Here is a 13,467-nt window from a genome sequence, read left to right on the forward strand (position 1 = left end):
ATTAGGGGTTGTCTGCCACCGAAAATCTAAGTATGAAGTTCTCGATTCAATTCTGGATGGTTGTACTGCTATTCTCATTATTTCCGGTTTCGGCAGATTCTGGGTTTGAGGAAAGCCGTTATCCAACGATAGCAAAGGCAATCCATGCTAGCCTTCTACCTGATAAAAAATCGATTCGTTTGGATTGGGATCCGCCCAAACAAGATGGTGAAATCATCGTGGCTCGTTCTTCCGTGATGATTGACAGCCCAGAAAAATTATACATTGCGGACTCGCTTGGTCGTTACAAAGCATCCGGTTCTAACGCCACTCGTCTTTATTTTGATTACAATTTGAAACCAGGCACTTACTACTATGCGATCATAATGGTAACCGATGTTCGTCGTAGAGAAGTAAAACTTTTTTCTAACCAAAATTATACTGTTGTTCCCGTTCATATTGCAGAAGAAAACGGAACTCCTGTTGTGGGACAAAATCCAGATTTCCCTGCCTTTCCTGCGGATGCGGGAATTCAATCTATGGTGGGTGGGGTTTCCAATATTACTGCAAATGTTGAAAGGAAATTTGTTCGTTTGAATTGGACACCACCAAACGGTGCGACTGCGGGACGAACTTTGTATACTGTTTACAGATCAAATTCTCCTTTAACCAGTTTGCCTCTAATGCAAAAAGCTGAGAAACTAGCAGAACTAACTCATCCTGTGAATACTTTTTTAGACCAGGATTTGGAGAAATCTCAAACTTTATATTATGGAGTTTCCGTAAAACAAGTGGGAGGTGAAGAATCGCTTCCATTAGAAGATAAAAAATCTACTCTTCGTGTGTTTTATATCAAACAAACAGAAAAAACGAATGCGGAAGTCATTGTCGAAGATTCTCCTAAAAAACCAAAACAAGAAGTAGCATCCAATGACACTCGCACTGATTTAGGTGGTGTGATGCATGTTCGTGGTCTAGGTTACGAACGTGTTGGTAAAGGTGCAGTCATTAGTTGGATTAGTCCAGAAGCGGCTGACGAAACAACAGTTTATAGTTTATATGCATCCGTAAAACCATTAAACCAAGGATCCTCTTCCTTTGGGCAAGGTTCTGTTGTAAAGGTTGCAACCGTAGTACATCCAAAAACAAACTTTTTTATCAAAGAATTAAAAGAAATCGATGAATTGTATTTCGGGGTCACAGCCAAATCCAATGGAATTCCAGAAGATTATAATTTAAGAGAAAACGTATCTTATTTTAAATATGATTTTTCAAAAGACAACTTACCACCGGAAGAACCAAATGTGGTAGCAGAGTCTCATCCCAAAAAAGAACCAGAAAAATCCGAACTTTATAAAAATGAACATTCTGTATTACCTACAGAGACTTTACCGCCGAGAGAAAATTCGGAACCTGTGAATGACTTTCGGGAAGAATCATCGGCTACGGTAAATTATGATTTAGGCCAAACAGATCTAAATCAAATCATCAAAGAAACGGTCATTAGAAAAAAATATGAAACCGCCGTATACCGGTTAGAAGAATATTTAAAAAATGAATCGAATGGATACTTACGAGGGAAAGCAATGTTTTTCCTTGGAGTGAGTGCATTAAAAACTGGTGATACAAAAAAAGCCTTAAAATGTTTTTTAAAAAGGGAAACTAAATCCTATTCTCCATCAAGAGTGGAATTTTGGACAAATCAAACCTTGAGTCAGGCGGGTAGAGGGAATTTATGAATCGAATCATTGTTAGTTTAGCAGGTCTTTTGTTTATTGTTGCTGGTCTTTCGACTGTATACTACCAAACGAATATTTCTGCAAAAGAAGACCAGTCACAAATCATTTTGGAAAAAATTGCAGAAGGGGAAGAATACTTAAAACAATCCAACCCACAAAGTAAAGAAAAGGCAATCTCCATATTTTCGGAGTTAGCTGGTAAACGTGGATTAGAAAAATTTGAGTTTCAAATTAAATACAACCAAGCAAGGGCTCTTGAAAAAAATTCTGACTTTTATCCGGCTCTTGATATTTATAAAGACTTAAAAAAGAACCAAAGTTTAAAACCAGAGGAAAAAGAAAAACTTAGTTACTCTCTTGGAAACTTACTTTTGAAAATTGGAAATGAATCGGAAGGTAAGGCACATTTAGAATCTGTTTTACAACTTAGTTCTGACAACAAACTAAGATCCAAATCTTTTCTTTCCCTTGGTGATTTTTATTATAAAACCGGACATTTTGAAACTGCACGCAAAAATTATACCTTAGCCTTACAAGAAGATCCTAACAATACGGAATCCAGAATTGGTTGGGGAAGGGCTCTTCGTAAACTAGGAAAAGATTGGGCATCCTTTGATGTTTTTGACGAATACATTGAAACCGCTGACCAATTGGCTGGGGCTGACGAAAAGGTAGTTGGTGAATACAAAGACTCTGTTTTGAAAGATGCAAAAGAAAATTATACGAAAAAACAATATGGAAAGGCAATCGAACTTTTCCAAAAAGTAGTGAGTGTCAATCCAAGTCCTAAAAAGGAAGAAGAAGCATTGTATTACATTGCGCTTTCTTATGATGCAATAGGAAAACAAGTGGAATCACTTACTTATATTAATAAAGCTTTGAATAACAGCGATTACTCGCTTGACCAAGCAGCTTTATACAAAAAAGGAACTATTTATTTCAGACAAGGAAAGTTTGAAAAAGCAGCAGGTATCTTTCAGACAATTGTAGATAAATACCCTAAAAACCAGATTACCGACAAGGCGATTGCATGGAAAAAAGAATCACTCGATCAGTTTACCGACCACAATGATCTAGATGATTCAGATGTAACGTCTGATTCTAATTCATCTAAACCAAGTTCGGTTTCAAACAAACCGGAATCAGGAAGTGATTTAGAATTTTAGTCGGACTTAATTAGAAATTCATTCGTTTTGGTATTGTGGAGGGCTTCCTCCATTCCGAAAGTTTTATATATTTCGGGAACAATGTCGGCAAGCGAATGTATATTTTCAGCGAAGCGGTCAGCATCCTTACCATATAGGATGGTGGCCGCCGGGTTTTCCGTATGATTCTTTTGGCTTAAGTCTTCCATATTCCCATGATCACTCGATACAATGAGTAAATCTTTTTCTGGATCTAAATTTTCTAGTAATCCACGAAAAAATTCTTCTAAGTTTCGAATGATATGTTCTGCCTTTTCCCAATCCATGGCATGACCAACTTTGTCAGTAAGAAAGTATTCATACAAACCTAGTTTGTAATGGGCAAACCGAGAGAAAGATTGTTTCCCAAGTTCATAAGGATCTCTTCTTTCGAGTAGTGGGTCCCCTGGTTTTAACATATCAATCCCGAGTGTACCCATAATTTCATGAGTTAAGTCCATATAAAGCCCACGTTCATTTTTTAGGTCATCGAAAGTTTTTAAGGGGCGACCACTGGCTAACTGGACTAAGGTGGATGCAGAAACAAGTTTTGGTTTTTCTTCCACGTGTTTGAGATAGGGCGGTGAAAAACAATTTAGAAAATCACTAAGATGACCATTTTCATTTAGGACTTTGATGAGGGAATATTTTGCGATGATTTTGCGAAGTGTGATGGTTGGAAATCCACTCACATGACGATCGAGGACTTTGGGTCCAGGAATCCCTGTCCAAAGGGCTGTTTGGCCTGTGGCTGACTGGGGTAGGCCAGGAACACCCATATGAGCGTCCGTTTTGATATAATGCAATGACGATGGGGAAATAGGTAAGTCGGCATCTGCCTTCGGAATCCCTCCGACAGGGGCTAAAAAACCTTTGGCAAAACGGCTAAAGGGATTGGATTTGGGATCGTAATCGGCGATTCCGACTCCATCCAAAAATACATAAAAAATCATTCCTTTCCTTGGACTGATTGGTTTTTGCCAATGACAACCCGATAATTAGAATGATGAAACGGAATTTCGGAAACCTGTCTATTCTTTTTGGATACCTAGTGGTTTCTCTCCTGGTTACCTCCGTTTTATTCGGATATTTTGAATGGATTCGTCCTCTGCGACTGAAATCAAATTTGATTTCTGCTTTGGAACGTTTTGATGAAGACAAAACAAAAGAACACCTAAATACCTTAGAGTTCTTTTTTCGAGAGTCCGCACTTCCTTACAGAGCAGCGCAAGTCACAAGTCGGATCAAAGAAACTCTTGGATTCAGTTATGTACGATTGTATGATGATTCGTTACGACTCATCCATAGCACAAATGAAACAAATGAAATTTTTCAAGAAGAACTAAGGCAAGATCCTTCTGGATTATTAGAAGGAAAATTAAAAATACTTTCTAACGGCGATTATGTGTATCGCGATCTTTCAGGAAAATTCTTTGTTGTATTTCCAAAAGGCCCTAGTTTGCCGATTCAAATCCAAAATGCAAATTTGGAATATGGATATCTGTATTGGGCGTTCGATCCAAAATCACAAAAAGTTTTGTATACCAATGATGAATCCATTCTTACTGGTGATTTGGAAAGTAATCAAATTTTAAGACTTTTTTCTGGTAAAGAAGGGCAAACCATTACATGGAAGTTAGATGGTGAAAATTCGAAACTGATTTTAGAAATTAGGGATCGTTTTTCCGTTTATTTACTCAGACAATCAGATACCGAATCAGAAGAAATGCGATTTGGTTGTTTTATCCTTTTTCTTGTTACCTTTACTGGACTTTTTTATATCCGTTTTGTTTGGATCGTCACTCATAATCCTGGATTTCAATTCAAACGTAGAATTTTATTACCTGTAATTGTTTATTTGATTTTGCTTTTGTTTTATCAAAAAAGTTGGGAACTATTTCCTGACTACAGGTATTACAAACCATGGGCCAAACATAGATTAGTCCAATTTGAAGAAACACTTTCTGTTCTTGAAAAAAATCTCAAAAAGGAAGGTTTGGGAGAAGGAGAGAGTCTTGGAGAAACAGAAAAAATTGTTTCTGAACTTTATCTTTGGAAAAAAGGAAAATCTGATACCACAACCATTCAAAACCGATTTGGAACAGAAATTTTTGGATTGTTTGAAAGGATAGAAAACCATCCTGTTTCCATTTTACTCGAATCAGAATTTGATTTAGTATATTTAATTCCTAAAAGAAATGAGAAAGATACATCCTTATCCATTCTAATTGCAGTTCTTGATTCCAATCTTTTGCAGGCGAAAAAAGAAAAAGATCGTGATGAGTTTTATTTTCCAGTTGTTTCTGCTAAATTGTCGGATAACAAAAGTAAGGAACAGATAACATTCAATCCGCGTGCTTGGAAAGGAAACGATTCGATAAAGTTTTTACACTTAGAGGCGGCCAAACAATCTGTAGGTTTTTTACATCATAAATTTCATACTTATTTTATTTCTAAAGAACAAGGAAAACCAGGAATTTTGTCGGGGTTATCCATATATCGTTATTCTTCTTTTCCTCCTTATTTACTGAGTTTTGGATATTTATTCATAGGGCCTTGGATCTTTTTTGTTTTGTGGGCTTCTATCAAACGAAGACTTGTCGAAAAACATCCAGAGATGTTAGGGGAATCCCTTTTTGTGAGTCATGATTCACCGGCTATCGTGCAAGAGATAAAAAAAACTCTCTCTCCTAAAGAAGGAATTGAAACAAAAATGGAACCCGTTATAAACAATCCTAATCCTGTGAAAAAAACGAGTTTTAAAATTTTACCCCCGGCAACATGGAGACGTGTTGCGATTTTAGATGCCGTTCAAAAGAAACGTGAGACTATTTTTAATCCTGAGTTAGAAAAACTCGTTCACTCAGTCACAAAAAAATCAGAACCACAAGAAGAGGCTCCGGCCACAGAAAATTTCTTCACAATCATCCCGGAAGAAAAACGAGTCGAGTATAGTTTACTCGATAAAATTTATAGAGAGAACGAAATCTCTTATGATGGAATTGTGGGTTATACAAAAAACTTTATTTCAAGGCTTGGATCTCCACGTTTTTCCTATCTTTTTTTAAATGATGCACTTGGTTCTTTTCATAATCAAATTTCTTCAGGACTTGACTATAACACCCGTTCTAATCTAATTTTTTTACATCATGATCCATATTTACCATTTGATGAAACTGGGTTTGCACTACTGGATGTGGATGATACGGTAAGACTCGATCGTTTTATTGCCAAAAAGTTTTCATGGGAAATTCTTTTACAAACAGAGGCCATCATTGCTTTTCATATGGAATCACTTGGTTTTCCTGGAATTTTTCTTGTACTTTTGAACAAAGAAGAAAGAAGTAAGTTTTTGGATTCTCACAAACGAATGATCCAGGAAAAACTCCGCCAAGTCATTCCTGCCCTCCATGTCCTTGTAGAAAAAGAGGAACGAAAACCTGAATTTTTAAAAGACAGTTTGTCTTGGATGATTCGTTCTTTTATGCAGGCAACCTTCGGTGGCAAAAGGGCCACTTCCGTCCTTCGCATCCAATGGCCTGATTACCAACCAACTCCAGAGTGGGAAGGTTCCAAAAGACATTTTGTGGATTCCATCCAAGGTTATTTGGAAAGCAAAGATCGATTGATTGAAACATCACCCAATTCTATGTTGATTGTAACGGCAAAAGATTTGTATCTTTCTGTGATCCAAAGATTACAGGAACTTCCATTCCGCCATGAAATCAAATCGATGAAATTTCCAGATGATGGTCAAAACTTCTACTTATACTTTTAAATTTGTTTTTATTTTACTTTTAACCTCCCAAACCTGGGCCGGTGGTAGCAAAAAAAAAGAAGAAACAACTGCTCTCAGGAAACAAATTTACAACCTCCACAAAGTTGATGAAGAAACATCATCCATTCCTTATTTGGAAAGGTATTTGGAATTAAGTCAAAACGAGTTGTATTTTAAATTACTCTACGCAAAAGCACTTCTATACAGAACCGATTTATCCGTCCCTAGACCAAATGAACCTGCAGAAGATCGAATCAATAAAACCAAACTCATTCAAAAAAACTACAATCTTTCTTCTAAACTTTTCCAAGAAAATGTTTTACATCTACAAAAAGTAAGACCAAGGGATCCAAACCTAGGTCGGTGGTATTATCTTTGGGCGTTTAGTGAATGGTATTCGGATAACAAAGAAAAGTCGATCAAACTCTTCCAAAAGGCAGTGAAGTTAGACTATCGTTTGACCGAATCTTATTATAATATTGCAGCCCTTTACGAATCATTAGGGCAATGGCAAGATGCCAATTTGTATTGGCGTAAATTTGAAAAGGCCGAAAAAGAATTAGAAGAAGAAGACTAATGGCAAAAATTGATAAACGATTCCAAATTCTACTTTCTGAAGAAGAACAAATTTTATTAAAAAATGAAGCATCTAGACGAGGGGTTTCTGGGGGGGAACTCATCCGAATGGCATTAAAAAATGAAATCATACAAAAATCAGAACTTGTCAGAAGAAATGCACTCATCGCCTTAACGGAGTTACTGGATTGAAAGTATTTCTCACTTCCTCTCTTTTGTTTGCATTAGTTCGTTCTGCCCGTAAACCAAAAATACAAAAACTTTTGTTAGAAGTTTTAGATTCCCATGAAAGATTTTTCACATCCTCTGTTTCTGTGTATTTATTGTTTCAACAGTTAGAAGGTATTTCGGTAGATAGAAAAAAACAAATTTTAAGGTTAATAGAAGATCTAACTGATTCCATTTTTGACTTAGATACGGAAAGTCTTAGGACCCAACTTTTTATGTCTGAAACCTGTGATCTTGAAATGGCAATTGCTCTTAAAGAGGGGATGGACGTAGTTTTTGTGGATTTGGAAAGGGAGATAACCTCCCTGCCTTTACTTGTTGTTCGAAACTTCTTTGGGGAAACTAAATGAAATTGCTTGCGAAAGCGGGCTTTTTTGGTCCTTAGAATCCCATTCGTTCAGATAACGATTGTAAGCTGAAATTCTAAAATAATAGGTCAAACCGGGTTGGAAAAGAAGACCTCTTTTTTCCATTCTGGAAGTATCAACTTGGTCTGCAATCGGACGGTATTCACTGGTATTTAATTCCCCTTCAGGAATGTAAATATTATTCACGAGTGCTTCTTCGTTCACACAAAAACGTTTGTTTCTGAAACTACTTTCTTCTTCGTTCCCATCTAGTTTGGTCAAATTATCGTTTTTATCTTTTTTGACAAAGATAGAACCTAACATTCGATTCGGGGTAAGTCCATAATGGATGATATAACCCCCTCCATTTTGTACTTCTTTTTCATGATTTGAGTTCCATAAAAAACAAATGGGATGGCCTTGTGATGGATTGGAATCCAAACGAAACCTTGTAGGGACATCTGGAGGAGTTTGTTCTGTATACTCGAAAGATAACGATTGTATGTTGGGAACTGATTTTCCCATTGGATCGGGTCTAAACCATAATTTCCATTGGTAGTATTTGAATTTGTTTTTGGGAAGATCTTTCTCTAGGGATTTAATCCTAACCCAAGGAAGGTTTATGTTTGATTCCACAAATTTTTCATTTGTCGCTCGGAAATACAGTTCGAGCATTGTATCTTTCGGTTGTTCTGTTTTCCAATGGATACGAGTTAAACTAGAGTTACTGTATTTTGTTTCTAAAACAGGAGATAGGGCTGTGTTTCCTTCCATATATCCAATTTTGGTTTCATCATCATAACGAACGGATTCAAACTTAGTGTATTCCACTTCGGGTTCACCTTTATGGATATGAAATCCATCCAGGTTTCCATAAAACGATTTTCCAAGGACAAGTGGAGTGGAATCATTTTCTGGAAAAGCAAATCCTAAGGTATCTGCTTGTTTGTTTTCGTATTCTGCCGTTTCGATTCCATTTTGGTACAGGATGTATTTATGATTCAATGTATCAAAATAAAGGGAAATCACTTCCCAAGTTTTGCGTTTGAGTTTCACCGGTGATTCTAAAATGAAACTAGTTGTTCTACCATCTGATTTTTGAAGAAGGTTATTTACGTATAATGTTGGTTTACTTTCATTTAACTCGAGTGAGATGCCGTATTTTTTTCCTTTCACATAAACAGTCCTATCCAAAATAACAGAACCTGCTCCTTGTTCTCCCAACCGAACGGGAATGGAAATGGTAAAGGGATCGGGATGGGTGCCGAATAGAGAATTTCCAGAAACGGAAAGATGGATTTGGTTTCTGCGGCCTGAAAAATAAGCCGACCTTTTCCCAAAAAAATAAGTTTGGTCATCGGTTAAATAAGAAGAGGAAACAACGGAGATTGATTTGGATTTAAAAGGAAATCCTGCTTCAGTGATTTGTGGCTCTCTCACCTCTCCTTCAAAGTCGAAAAATAGTTCGCCGTGTTTGGGTGTATTTTCTTTGGGTTTGAGAAAGTTCTTTTTCCCTGGTTCAGAGTTTTGAACCACACCGATTTTTTTCCAGAGGCTAAGGTTTAGGATTTCTTGTTTTGGGACTTCCCATCCAAATAAGGGTAGGCCCCAAACAAGGAATAAAATTACGACTGTTCTTCGATGAGTCCCAATCGTTTTTGGTGCCGTCCACCTTCGAATTCTGTTTCTATCCATTTTTTTACGATTCTCTGTGCTAAATCTGTTCCGAGAACCCTTCCCCCTAAAACGAGTACATTGGCATTGTTATGGCGTTTGGACATTTCTGCCGTAAACTCATCATGGCAAAGGGCCGCGCGAATGCCTTTGAAACGGTTGGCAGCAATGGATGCTCCAATGCCTGTCCCGCAAAGGGCGATGAGTCTGGGAACTTCACCGGAAAGAACCTTTCGGCAGGCATCTCCAATGATGGTGGGGTAGTCTACAGACTCTTCGCTCTTAGTACCGTAATCGACAATTTCGTAAGTTTCCTCGAGACTTTTCCTGAGGAATTCTTTGAGAGCAAATCCTCCGTGATCAGATGCGATTCCAATTTTTTCTTTCATTCTGCTTTCTCCTTTCTTTGTTTTAGGGCATCGGTGTATGATTTCAATGATTCCAGTGAGATTGAAAGTAGGAACTTATCTCTCTCCCTGAGTAAACTTCCATAGTATCCAGTGAATAAATCCAAATAACGAGCTTGTTTGTCTTTTGGATTTTTTTCTGTTAGATATTCGATGGAAAGATTTGTAATTTCGGTTTTGATTTCTGTATGAGACTCAAACCATTGTTTTGCGATATTAACTTCGCCAGGGGTCAGTGGATAAGGTCTAGAATCTGAAAGTAAAATTCTCCATTCATAGAAAAAAAGATTTTTTTCCCACTCTTGTCCTAGCAGGAGGGAAGAACGAAAATACTCCCCAAGGTTGCCTGATTCTGAATTTTCGAGAGATACATTTTTAACTTTTTCAAAAAAACAATCTAAGGAAGCGAGACGGAGTTCTGCTGATTCTTTTGCATATTCTCCCATTCTCGTCCGATCCAAATTGAGGACATTGGGACTGATGGCACCGGGAGGAATTTCCTTTTTTAATGGCAAATAACAATCCAAAGCTTCCTTCCATCCTAAATTTCCTTCTGGAATCCAAAGCGAATGCGCAGAAAGAGAATAGGATAAAATGAGAAGGAAAACTAAATAGGATTTTCGAAATTTACCCATGAGTTCTTTCAAATTCTTTGATAAAGGAAATGAGAGAATCCACACCTTCTTCAGGCATTGCATTGTAGATACTAGCTCTAAATCCACCCATGTCGCGGTATCCTTTGAGTCCAGCAAACCCTTGTTCTTCGGCAAGAGAAAGAAATTTCGAATCCAAACTTTCGTTATGACTTCTAAAAACTACGTTCATTGCGGAACGAAAATCTTCTGGAACCGGTGCATAAAATAGATTTGAGGCATCGATTGTATCATACAATTTTTTTGCTTTTCTTTCGTTTGTGGCTTCCATCACTGCAAGACCACCCTTTGATTTTAAATATTTAAAAACAAGACCAGCGATGTAGATGGAATAAGTAGGAGGTGTGTTGTACAAAGATCCATTTTTTTCCATCAGAGCAAAGTTCATTAGGTTGGGGATGGGATGGTCGAGTGCGGGTAATTTTTCTTTGTCGTAAATGACAAGTGTGAGTCCAGAAGGCCCAATGTTTTTTTGTGCTCCCGCAAAGATCACAGAAAAATCCTCGATGGGGAGTTTTCGACTCAGGAGTTCACTTGTCATATCTGCAAAAAGAGGAGCCTTTTTTAATTTTGGAAATGTTTTGTAACGAGTCCCATAAATGGTATTGTTAGAAGTGATATAAACATATTTGGCTCCCTCATTCACGATCTCATCGGTGATGGTGGGAAGTTCCATATATTTGGAATCGGCCCCATTGAAAATGGATTTTACATTTGGGTAAAATTTCTTTGCTTCTTCAAAGGCTTTTTTCGCCCAAACGCCAGTTAGAGCAAAATCAGCAGAATCTCCCGCTTTTAAATAATTAAAAGGAATTGCAGAAAATTGTAAAGTTGCCCCACCAGGGAAATAAACCACCGCATAACGAGAAGGTAGGCCAAGCAATTCTCTTAGGTCATGGAGAGATTCGTCCAAAATATTTTGGAAAACATTTCCTCTATGGCTCATTTCCATAACAGACATTCCGGTTCCTTTGTAATTTAGGAACTCAGACTTTGCTTCCTCCATGACTTCCGTAGGCAACATGGCAGGACCGGCATTAAAATTGAAGACTCTGTGCGTAAATGTAGGCATTCTCCCACAGAATTTTGAATATCCACCCCCTGGTAAATAGATTTTTATTCTAAAACTTGCTTTGCAGAATCACAAAGGTTGTTAATCTTGTGGGCATCCTAGACCCTAATTTTCGTGAGGAAACAATGAGAATTTCTCGTTCCATTATCATTTGCCTAACTTTCGTCAGTCTTTCGCTGACGGCGCAGTCCAAAGCCCCACTCGGTGAGTCCGAAATCAAGGGTTCCAAAAAAATCGAATTCATCAACCGTTCCTTACGTAAGGCATCTGATGACATTATCCAAGAAAATACCGAAATCGGTCGTAAACTCGCTGAAACTTTGGCAAAAGAAAATACAGCCACTGTGGATGGAGTCAAAATCCAAAGAGTTGCGCCTGGTGCTGATGGAAAACTGGGAGCAGACATTCTGACTCTTTCGGAGTCACAAAGTTTTGACCATGTCAATTCCATTGCTCGAATCATTGCCTCGTATGTAGAAAAATCTTTCCAATACAAAGCAGGGAACTCTGAGACTTTGGCGCAGTACGTCCTCTATTACAATGCAACTCATAGAAAAGACTCCAAGTTTTTTAGTAAAAAATATACAGAGGGAGTGATTGCAGCTACTTCCCCTGACAAATTAGGAATTGATACTGTTTATAAAAATTGGCCAGGCAAAACCCAAATCATCATTCCAATAGAAGGAAATATCTTAAAAGATAGTGGAAAGGATCTCACCACAGATGAGTTAGAAAAAGACGTCAACAAAACGGTGAAGGATAAAGAAAAAGATCCTGCCACCAAACAGAAGATGGAAGACGAAGCCAAAAAAATGGATAAGTTGCAAACTGATAAACTCAAAGAAGAGAAAAAAGTTTTGCAAGATAAAAAACAAGAAGTAGCTAACGAACAAAAAGATCTCCAAGACAAAAAAGACGCTCTGAAGAAAAAGGAACAAGAAACTGTCGCAAGTCTGAATGAGTTAAAAAAAGATCCTGTGAAAAACAAAGCAGAGATTGAAAAGAAAACAGAAGAAGTCAAAAAAATCGAACAAGAGAAAAAAGACACTGATAAAAAATCAGAAGCTGTAGAAGCAAAAAAAGAAGAACTCAGTAAAAAAGAAGAACAAATCGCTAAAAAAGAAGAAGCAAGAACCGGAACCACCACTTCTGGCGATACAGCCAAAAAAGATGATACCGTTCAAAAGGTTGAAGCGAAAGTAGAAGAGTTAAAAACAGAACTCGCACAAACCAAAGAAGAACTGAAGAAAAAAGAAGAACAAAGTGACAATGTTGTGAACAACAAAATTCTTTTTATGAAGTTTATCAAATATGATACAGATGGTCATTATTCCAATGAACTTTGGGCGATTGATCCGGCAAAAGATGATGCTCTTTTCAAAAGTCCATACAACAATATTTGTTCCAAGGAATTTAAAGAAATTGCGAACCAAGGAGTGCTTGTTCTCGGTTATGACGGAGAAAAAGTAGAAAACCGTAAACACAAACTTGTGTTGCTTGATCCAGACAAACTAGGTGTGAAAAAAACAAGTGAGTCTGCAGATATTTTCTGGAGAACTCCTATGATCAATCGTGAAGACAAAATTTACGTGATTGAAAAGGTAAAAGACAAATATCATGTTTCTCGTTTTAAATCAGACTTAACTTTTGAAAAAAGAACGGAAGAAGCCGTGGAAGAAAACTCGGAACTTACATTTTTTGGGGATAAAGTCTATGTGACCGGTAAACCGAAAGAAGGTGATAAAACGACCATTAAAGTATTCAAAAAAGATGATTTAAGCCTACTCAAAACCATCGCTCCGTAAGGGGCATGGTTTACCTGGTTTCATT

12 protein-coding genes are annotated in these 13,467 nt (G+C 37.4%); 7 read left to right on the forward strand and 5 right to left on the reverse strand.

Annotated features, from left to right (window positions below):
- The first annotated feature begins 32 nt into the window (after positions 1 to 32).
- Together EHQ70_RS06655 and EHQ70_RS06660 are read left to right on the forward strand one after the other, a co-directional pair.
- Complete coding sequence (locus EHQ70_RS06655) at positions 33 to 1,718, forward strand: tetratricopeptide repeat protein (protein WP_135584729.1); 1,686 nt, start codon at positions 33 to 35, stop codon at positions 1,716 to 1,718.
- A complete protein-coding gene (locus tag EHQ70_RS06660; RefSeq protein ID WP_135584731.1) occupies positions 1,715 to 2,884 on the forward strand; it encodes a tetratricopeptide repeat protein in 1,170 nt (389 codons plus the stop codon). The genes EHQ70_RS06655 and EHQ70_RS06660 overlap by 4 nt, the downstream gene beginning before the upstream one ends.
- Here the strand turns inward: EHQ70_RS06660 and EHQ70_RS06665 are convergent.
- Complete coding sequence (locus EHQ70_RS06665; protein ID WP_135584733.1) at positions 2,881 to 3,855, reverse strand: alkaline phosphatase family protein; 975 nt, start codon at positions 3,853 to 3,855, stop codon at positions 2,881 to 2,883. The genes EHQ70_RS06660 and EHQ70_RS06665 overlap by 4 nt on opposite strands.
- Before the next feature lie 50 nt (positions 3,856 to 3,905).
- Between EHQ70_RS06665 and EHQ70_RS06670 the strand changes: the two genes are divergently transcribed.
- The 4 genes from EHQ70_RS06670 to EHQ70_RS06685 are packed head-to-tail and all read left to right on the forward strand — an operon-like array spanning position 3,906 to position 7,834.
- Entirely contained in the window at positions 3,906 to 6,680 is a 2,775-nt protein-coding gene (locus tag EHQ70_RS06670; protein ID WP_135584735.1) for a hypothetical protein, read from the forward strand.
- Positions 6,652 to 7,257 (forward strand): tetratricopeptide repeat protein, encoded by a 606-nt coding sequence (locus EHQ70_RS06675; RefSeq protein WP_135584737.1) that lies wholly within the window; start codon positions 6,652 to 6,654, stop codon positions 7,255 to 7,257. The genes EHQ70_RS06670 and EHQ70_RS06675 overlap by 29 nt, the downstream gene beginning before the upstream one ends.
- Positions 7,257 to 7,448, forward strand: a complete 192-nt coding sequence (locus EHQ70_RS06680; protein WP_135584739.1) for a CopG family transcriptional regulator — start codon at positions 7,257 to 7,259, stop codon at positions 7,446 to 7,448. Before EHQ70_RS06675 ends, EHQ70_RS06680 begins: the two co-directional genes overlap by 1 nt.
- Positions 7,445 to 7,834, forward strand: a complete 390-nt coding sequence (locus EHQ70_RS06685; RefSeq protein WP_135584741.1) for a hypothetical protein — start codon at positions 7,445 to 7,447, stop codon at positions 7,832 to 7,834. Before EHQ70_RS06680 ends, EHQ70_RS06685 begins: the two co-directional genes overlap by 4 nt.
- On the opposite strand, the gene EHQ70_RS06690 is transcribed toward EHQ70_RS06685, so the two are convergent.
- The 4 genes from EHQ70_RS06690 to serC all read right to left on the reverse strand — a co-directional run bounded on the left by EHQ70_RS06690 (position 7,796) and on the right by serC (position 11,637).
- Positions 7,796 to 9,367 (reverse strand): concanavalin A-like lectin/glucanase, encoded by a 1,572-nt coding sequence (locus EHQ70_RS06690; protein ID WP_135584743.1) that lies wholly within the window; start codon positions 9,365 to 9,367, stop codon positions 7,796 to 7,798. The two genes, EHQ70_RS06685 and EHQ70_RS06690, sit on opposite strands and share 39 nt — an antisense overlap.
- A gap of 89 nt (positions 9,368 to 9,456) precedes the next feature.
- Positions 9,457 to 9,894 (reverse strand): ribose 5-phosphate isomerase B, encoded by a 438-nt coding sequence (gene rpiB, locus EHQ70_RS06695; RefSeq protein ID WP_002975248.1) that lies wholly within the window; start codon positions 9,892 to 9,894, stop codon positions 9,457 to 9,459.
- Positions 9,891 to 10,547, reverse strand: coding sequence for a hypothetical protein (locus EHQ70_RS06700; protein WP_135584745.1), 657 nt, complete (start codon positions 10,545 to 10,547; stop codon positions 9,891 to 9,893). The genes rpiB and EHQ70_RS06700 overlap by 4 nt, the downstream gene beginning before the upstream one ends.
- Positions 10,540 to 11,637 carry a 3-phosphoserine/phosphohydroxythreonine transaminase gene (gene serC, locus EHQ70_RS06705; RefSeq protein WP_135584747.1) on the reverse strand — a complete coding sequence of 366 codons (1,098 nt, stop codon included), beginning with the start codon at positions 11,635 to 11,637 and terminating at the stop codon, positions 10,540 to 10,542. The genes EHQ70_RS06700 and serC overlap by 8 nt, the downstream gene beginning before the upstream one ends.
- Before the next feature lie 125 nt (positions 11,638 to 11,762).
- Between serC and EHQ70_RS06710 the strand changes: the two genes are divergently transcribed.
- The gene (locus tag EHQ70_RS06710; protein ID WP_135584749.1) at positions 11,763 to 13,442 is read left to right on the forward strand and encodes a P83/100 family protein; all 1,680 of its coding nucleotides are present in this window, start codon (positions 11,763 to 11,765) and stop codon (positions 13,440 to 13,442) included.
- Positions 13,443 to 13,467 lie beyond the last annotated feature (25 nt).

Source organism: Leptospira congkakensis (assembly GCF_004770265.1).
Classification (GTDB): domain Bacteria; phylum Spirochaetota; class Leptospiria; order Leptospirales; family Leptospiraceae; genus Leptospira_A; species Leptospira_A congkakensis.

Coding starts and splice junctions, on each gene's coding strand:
- EHQ70_RS06655 (WP_135584729.1), top strand. CDS start 33: ATGAAGTTCTCGATTCAATTCTGGATGGTTGTACTGCTATTCTCATTA.
- EHQ70_RS06660 (WP_135584731.1), top strand. CDS start 1,715: ATGAATCGAATCATTGTTAGTTTAGCAGGTCTTTTGTTTATTGTTGCT.
- EHQ70_RS06665 (WP_135584733.1), bottom strand. CDS start 3,855: ATGATTTTTTATGTATTTTTGGATGGAGTCGGAATCGCCGATTACGAT.
- EHQ70_RS06670 (WP_135584735.1), top strand. CDS start 3,906: ATGATGAAACGGAATTTCGGAAACCTGTCTATTCTTTTTGGATACCTA.
- EHQ70_RS06675 (WP_135584737.1), top strand. CDS start 6,652: ATGGTCAAAACTTCTACTTATACTTTTAAATTTGTTTTTATTTTACTT.
- EHQ70_RS06680 (WP_135584739.1), top strand. CDS start 7,257: ATGGCAAAAATTGATAAACGATTCCAAATTCTACTTTCTGAAGAAGAA.
- rpiB (WP_002975248.1), bottom strand. CDS start 9,894: ATGAAAGAAAAAATTGGAATCGCATCTGATCACGGAGGATTTGCTCTC.
- EHQ70_RS06700 (WP_135584745.1), bottom strand. CDS start 10,547: ATGGGTAAATTTCGAAAATCCTATTTAGTTTTCCTTCTCATTTTATCC.
- serC (WP_135584747.1), bottom strand. CDS start 11,637: ATGCCTACATTTACGCACAGAGTCTTCAATTTTAATGCCGGTCCTGCC.
- EHQ70_RS06710 (WP_135584749.1), top strand. CDS start 11,763: ATGAGAATTTCTCGTTCCATTATCATTTGCCTAACTTTCGTCAGTCTT.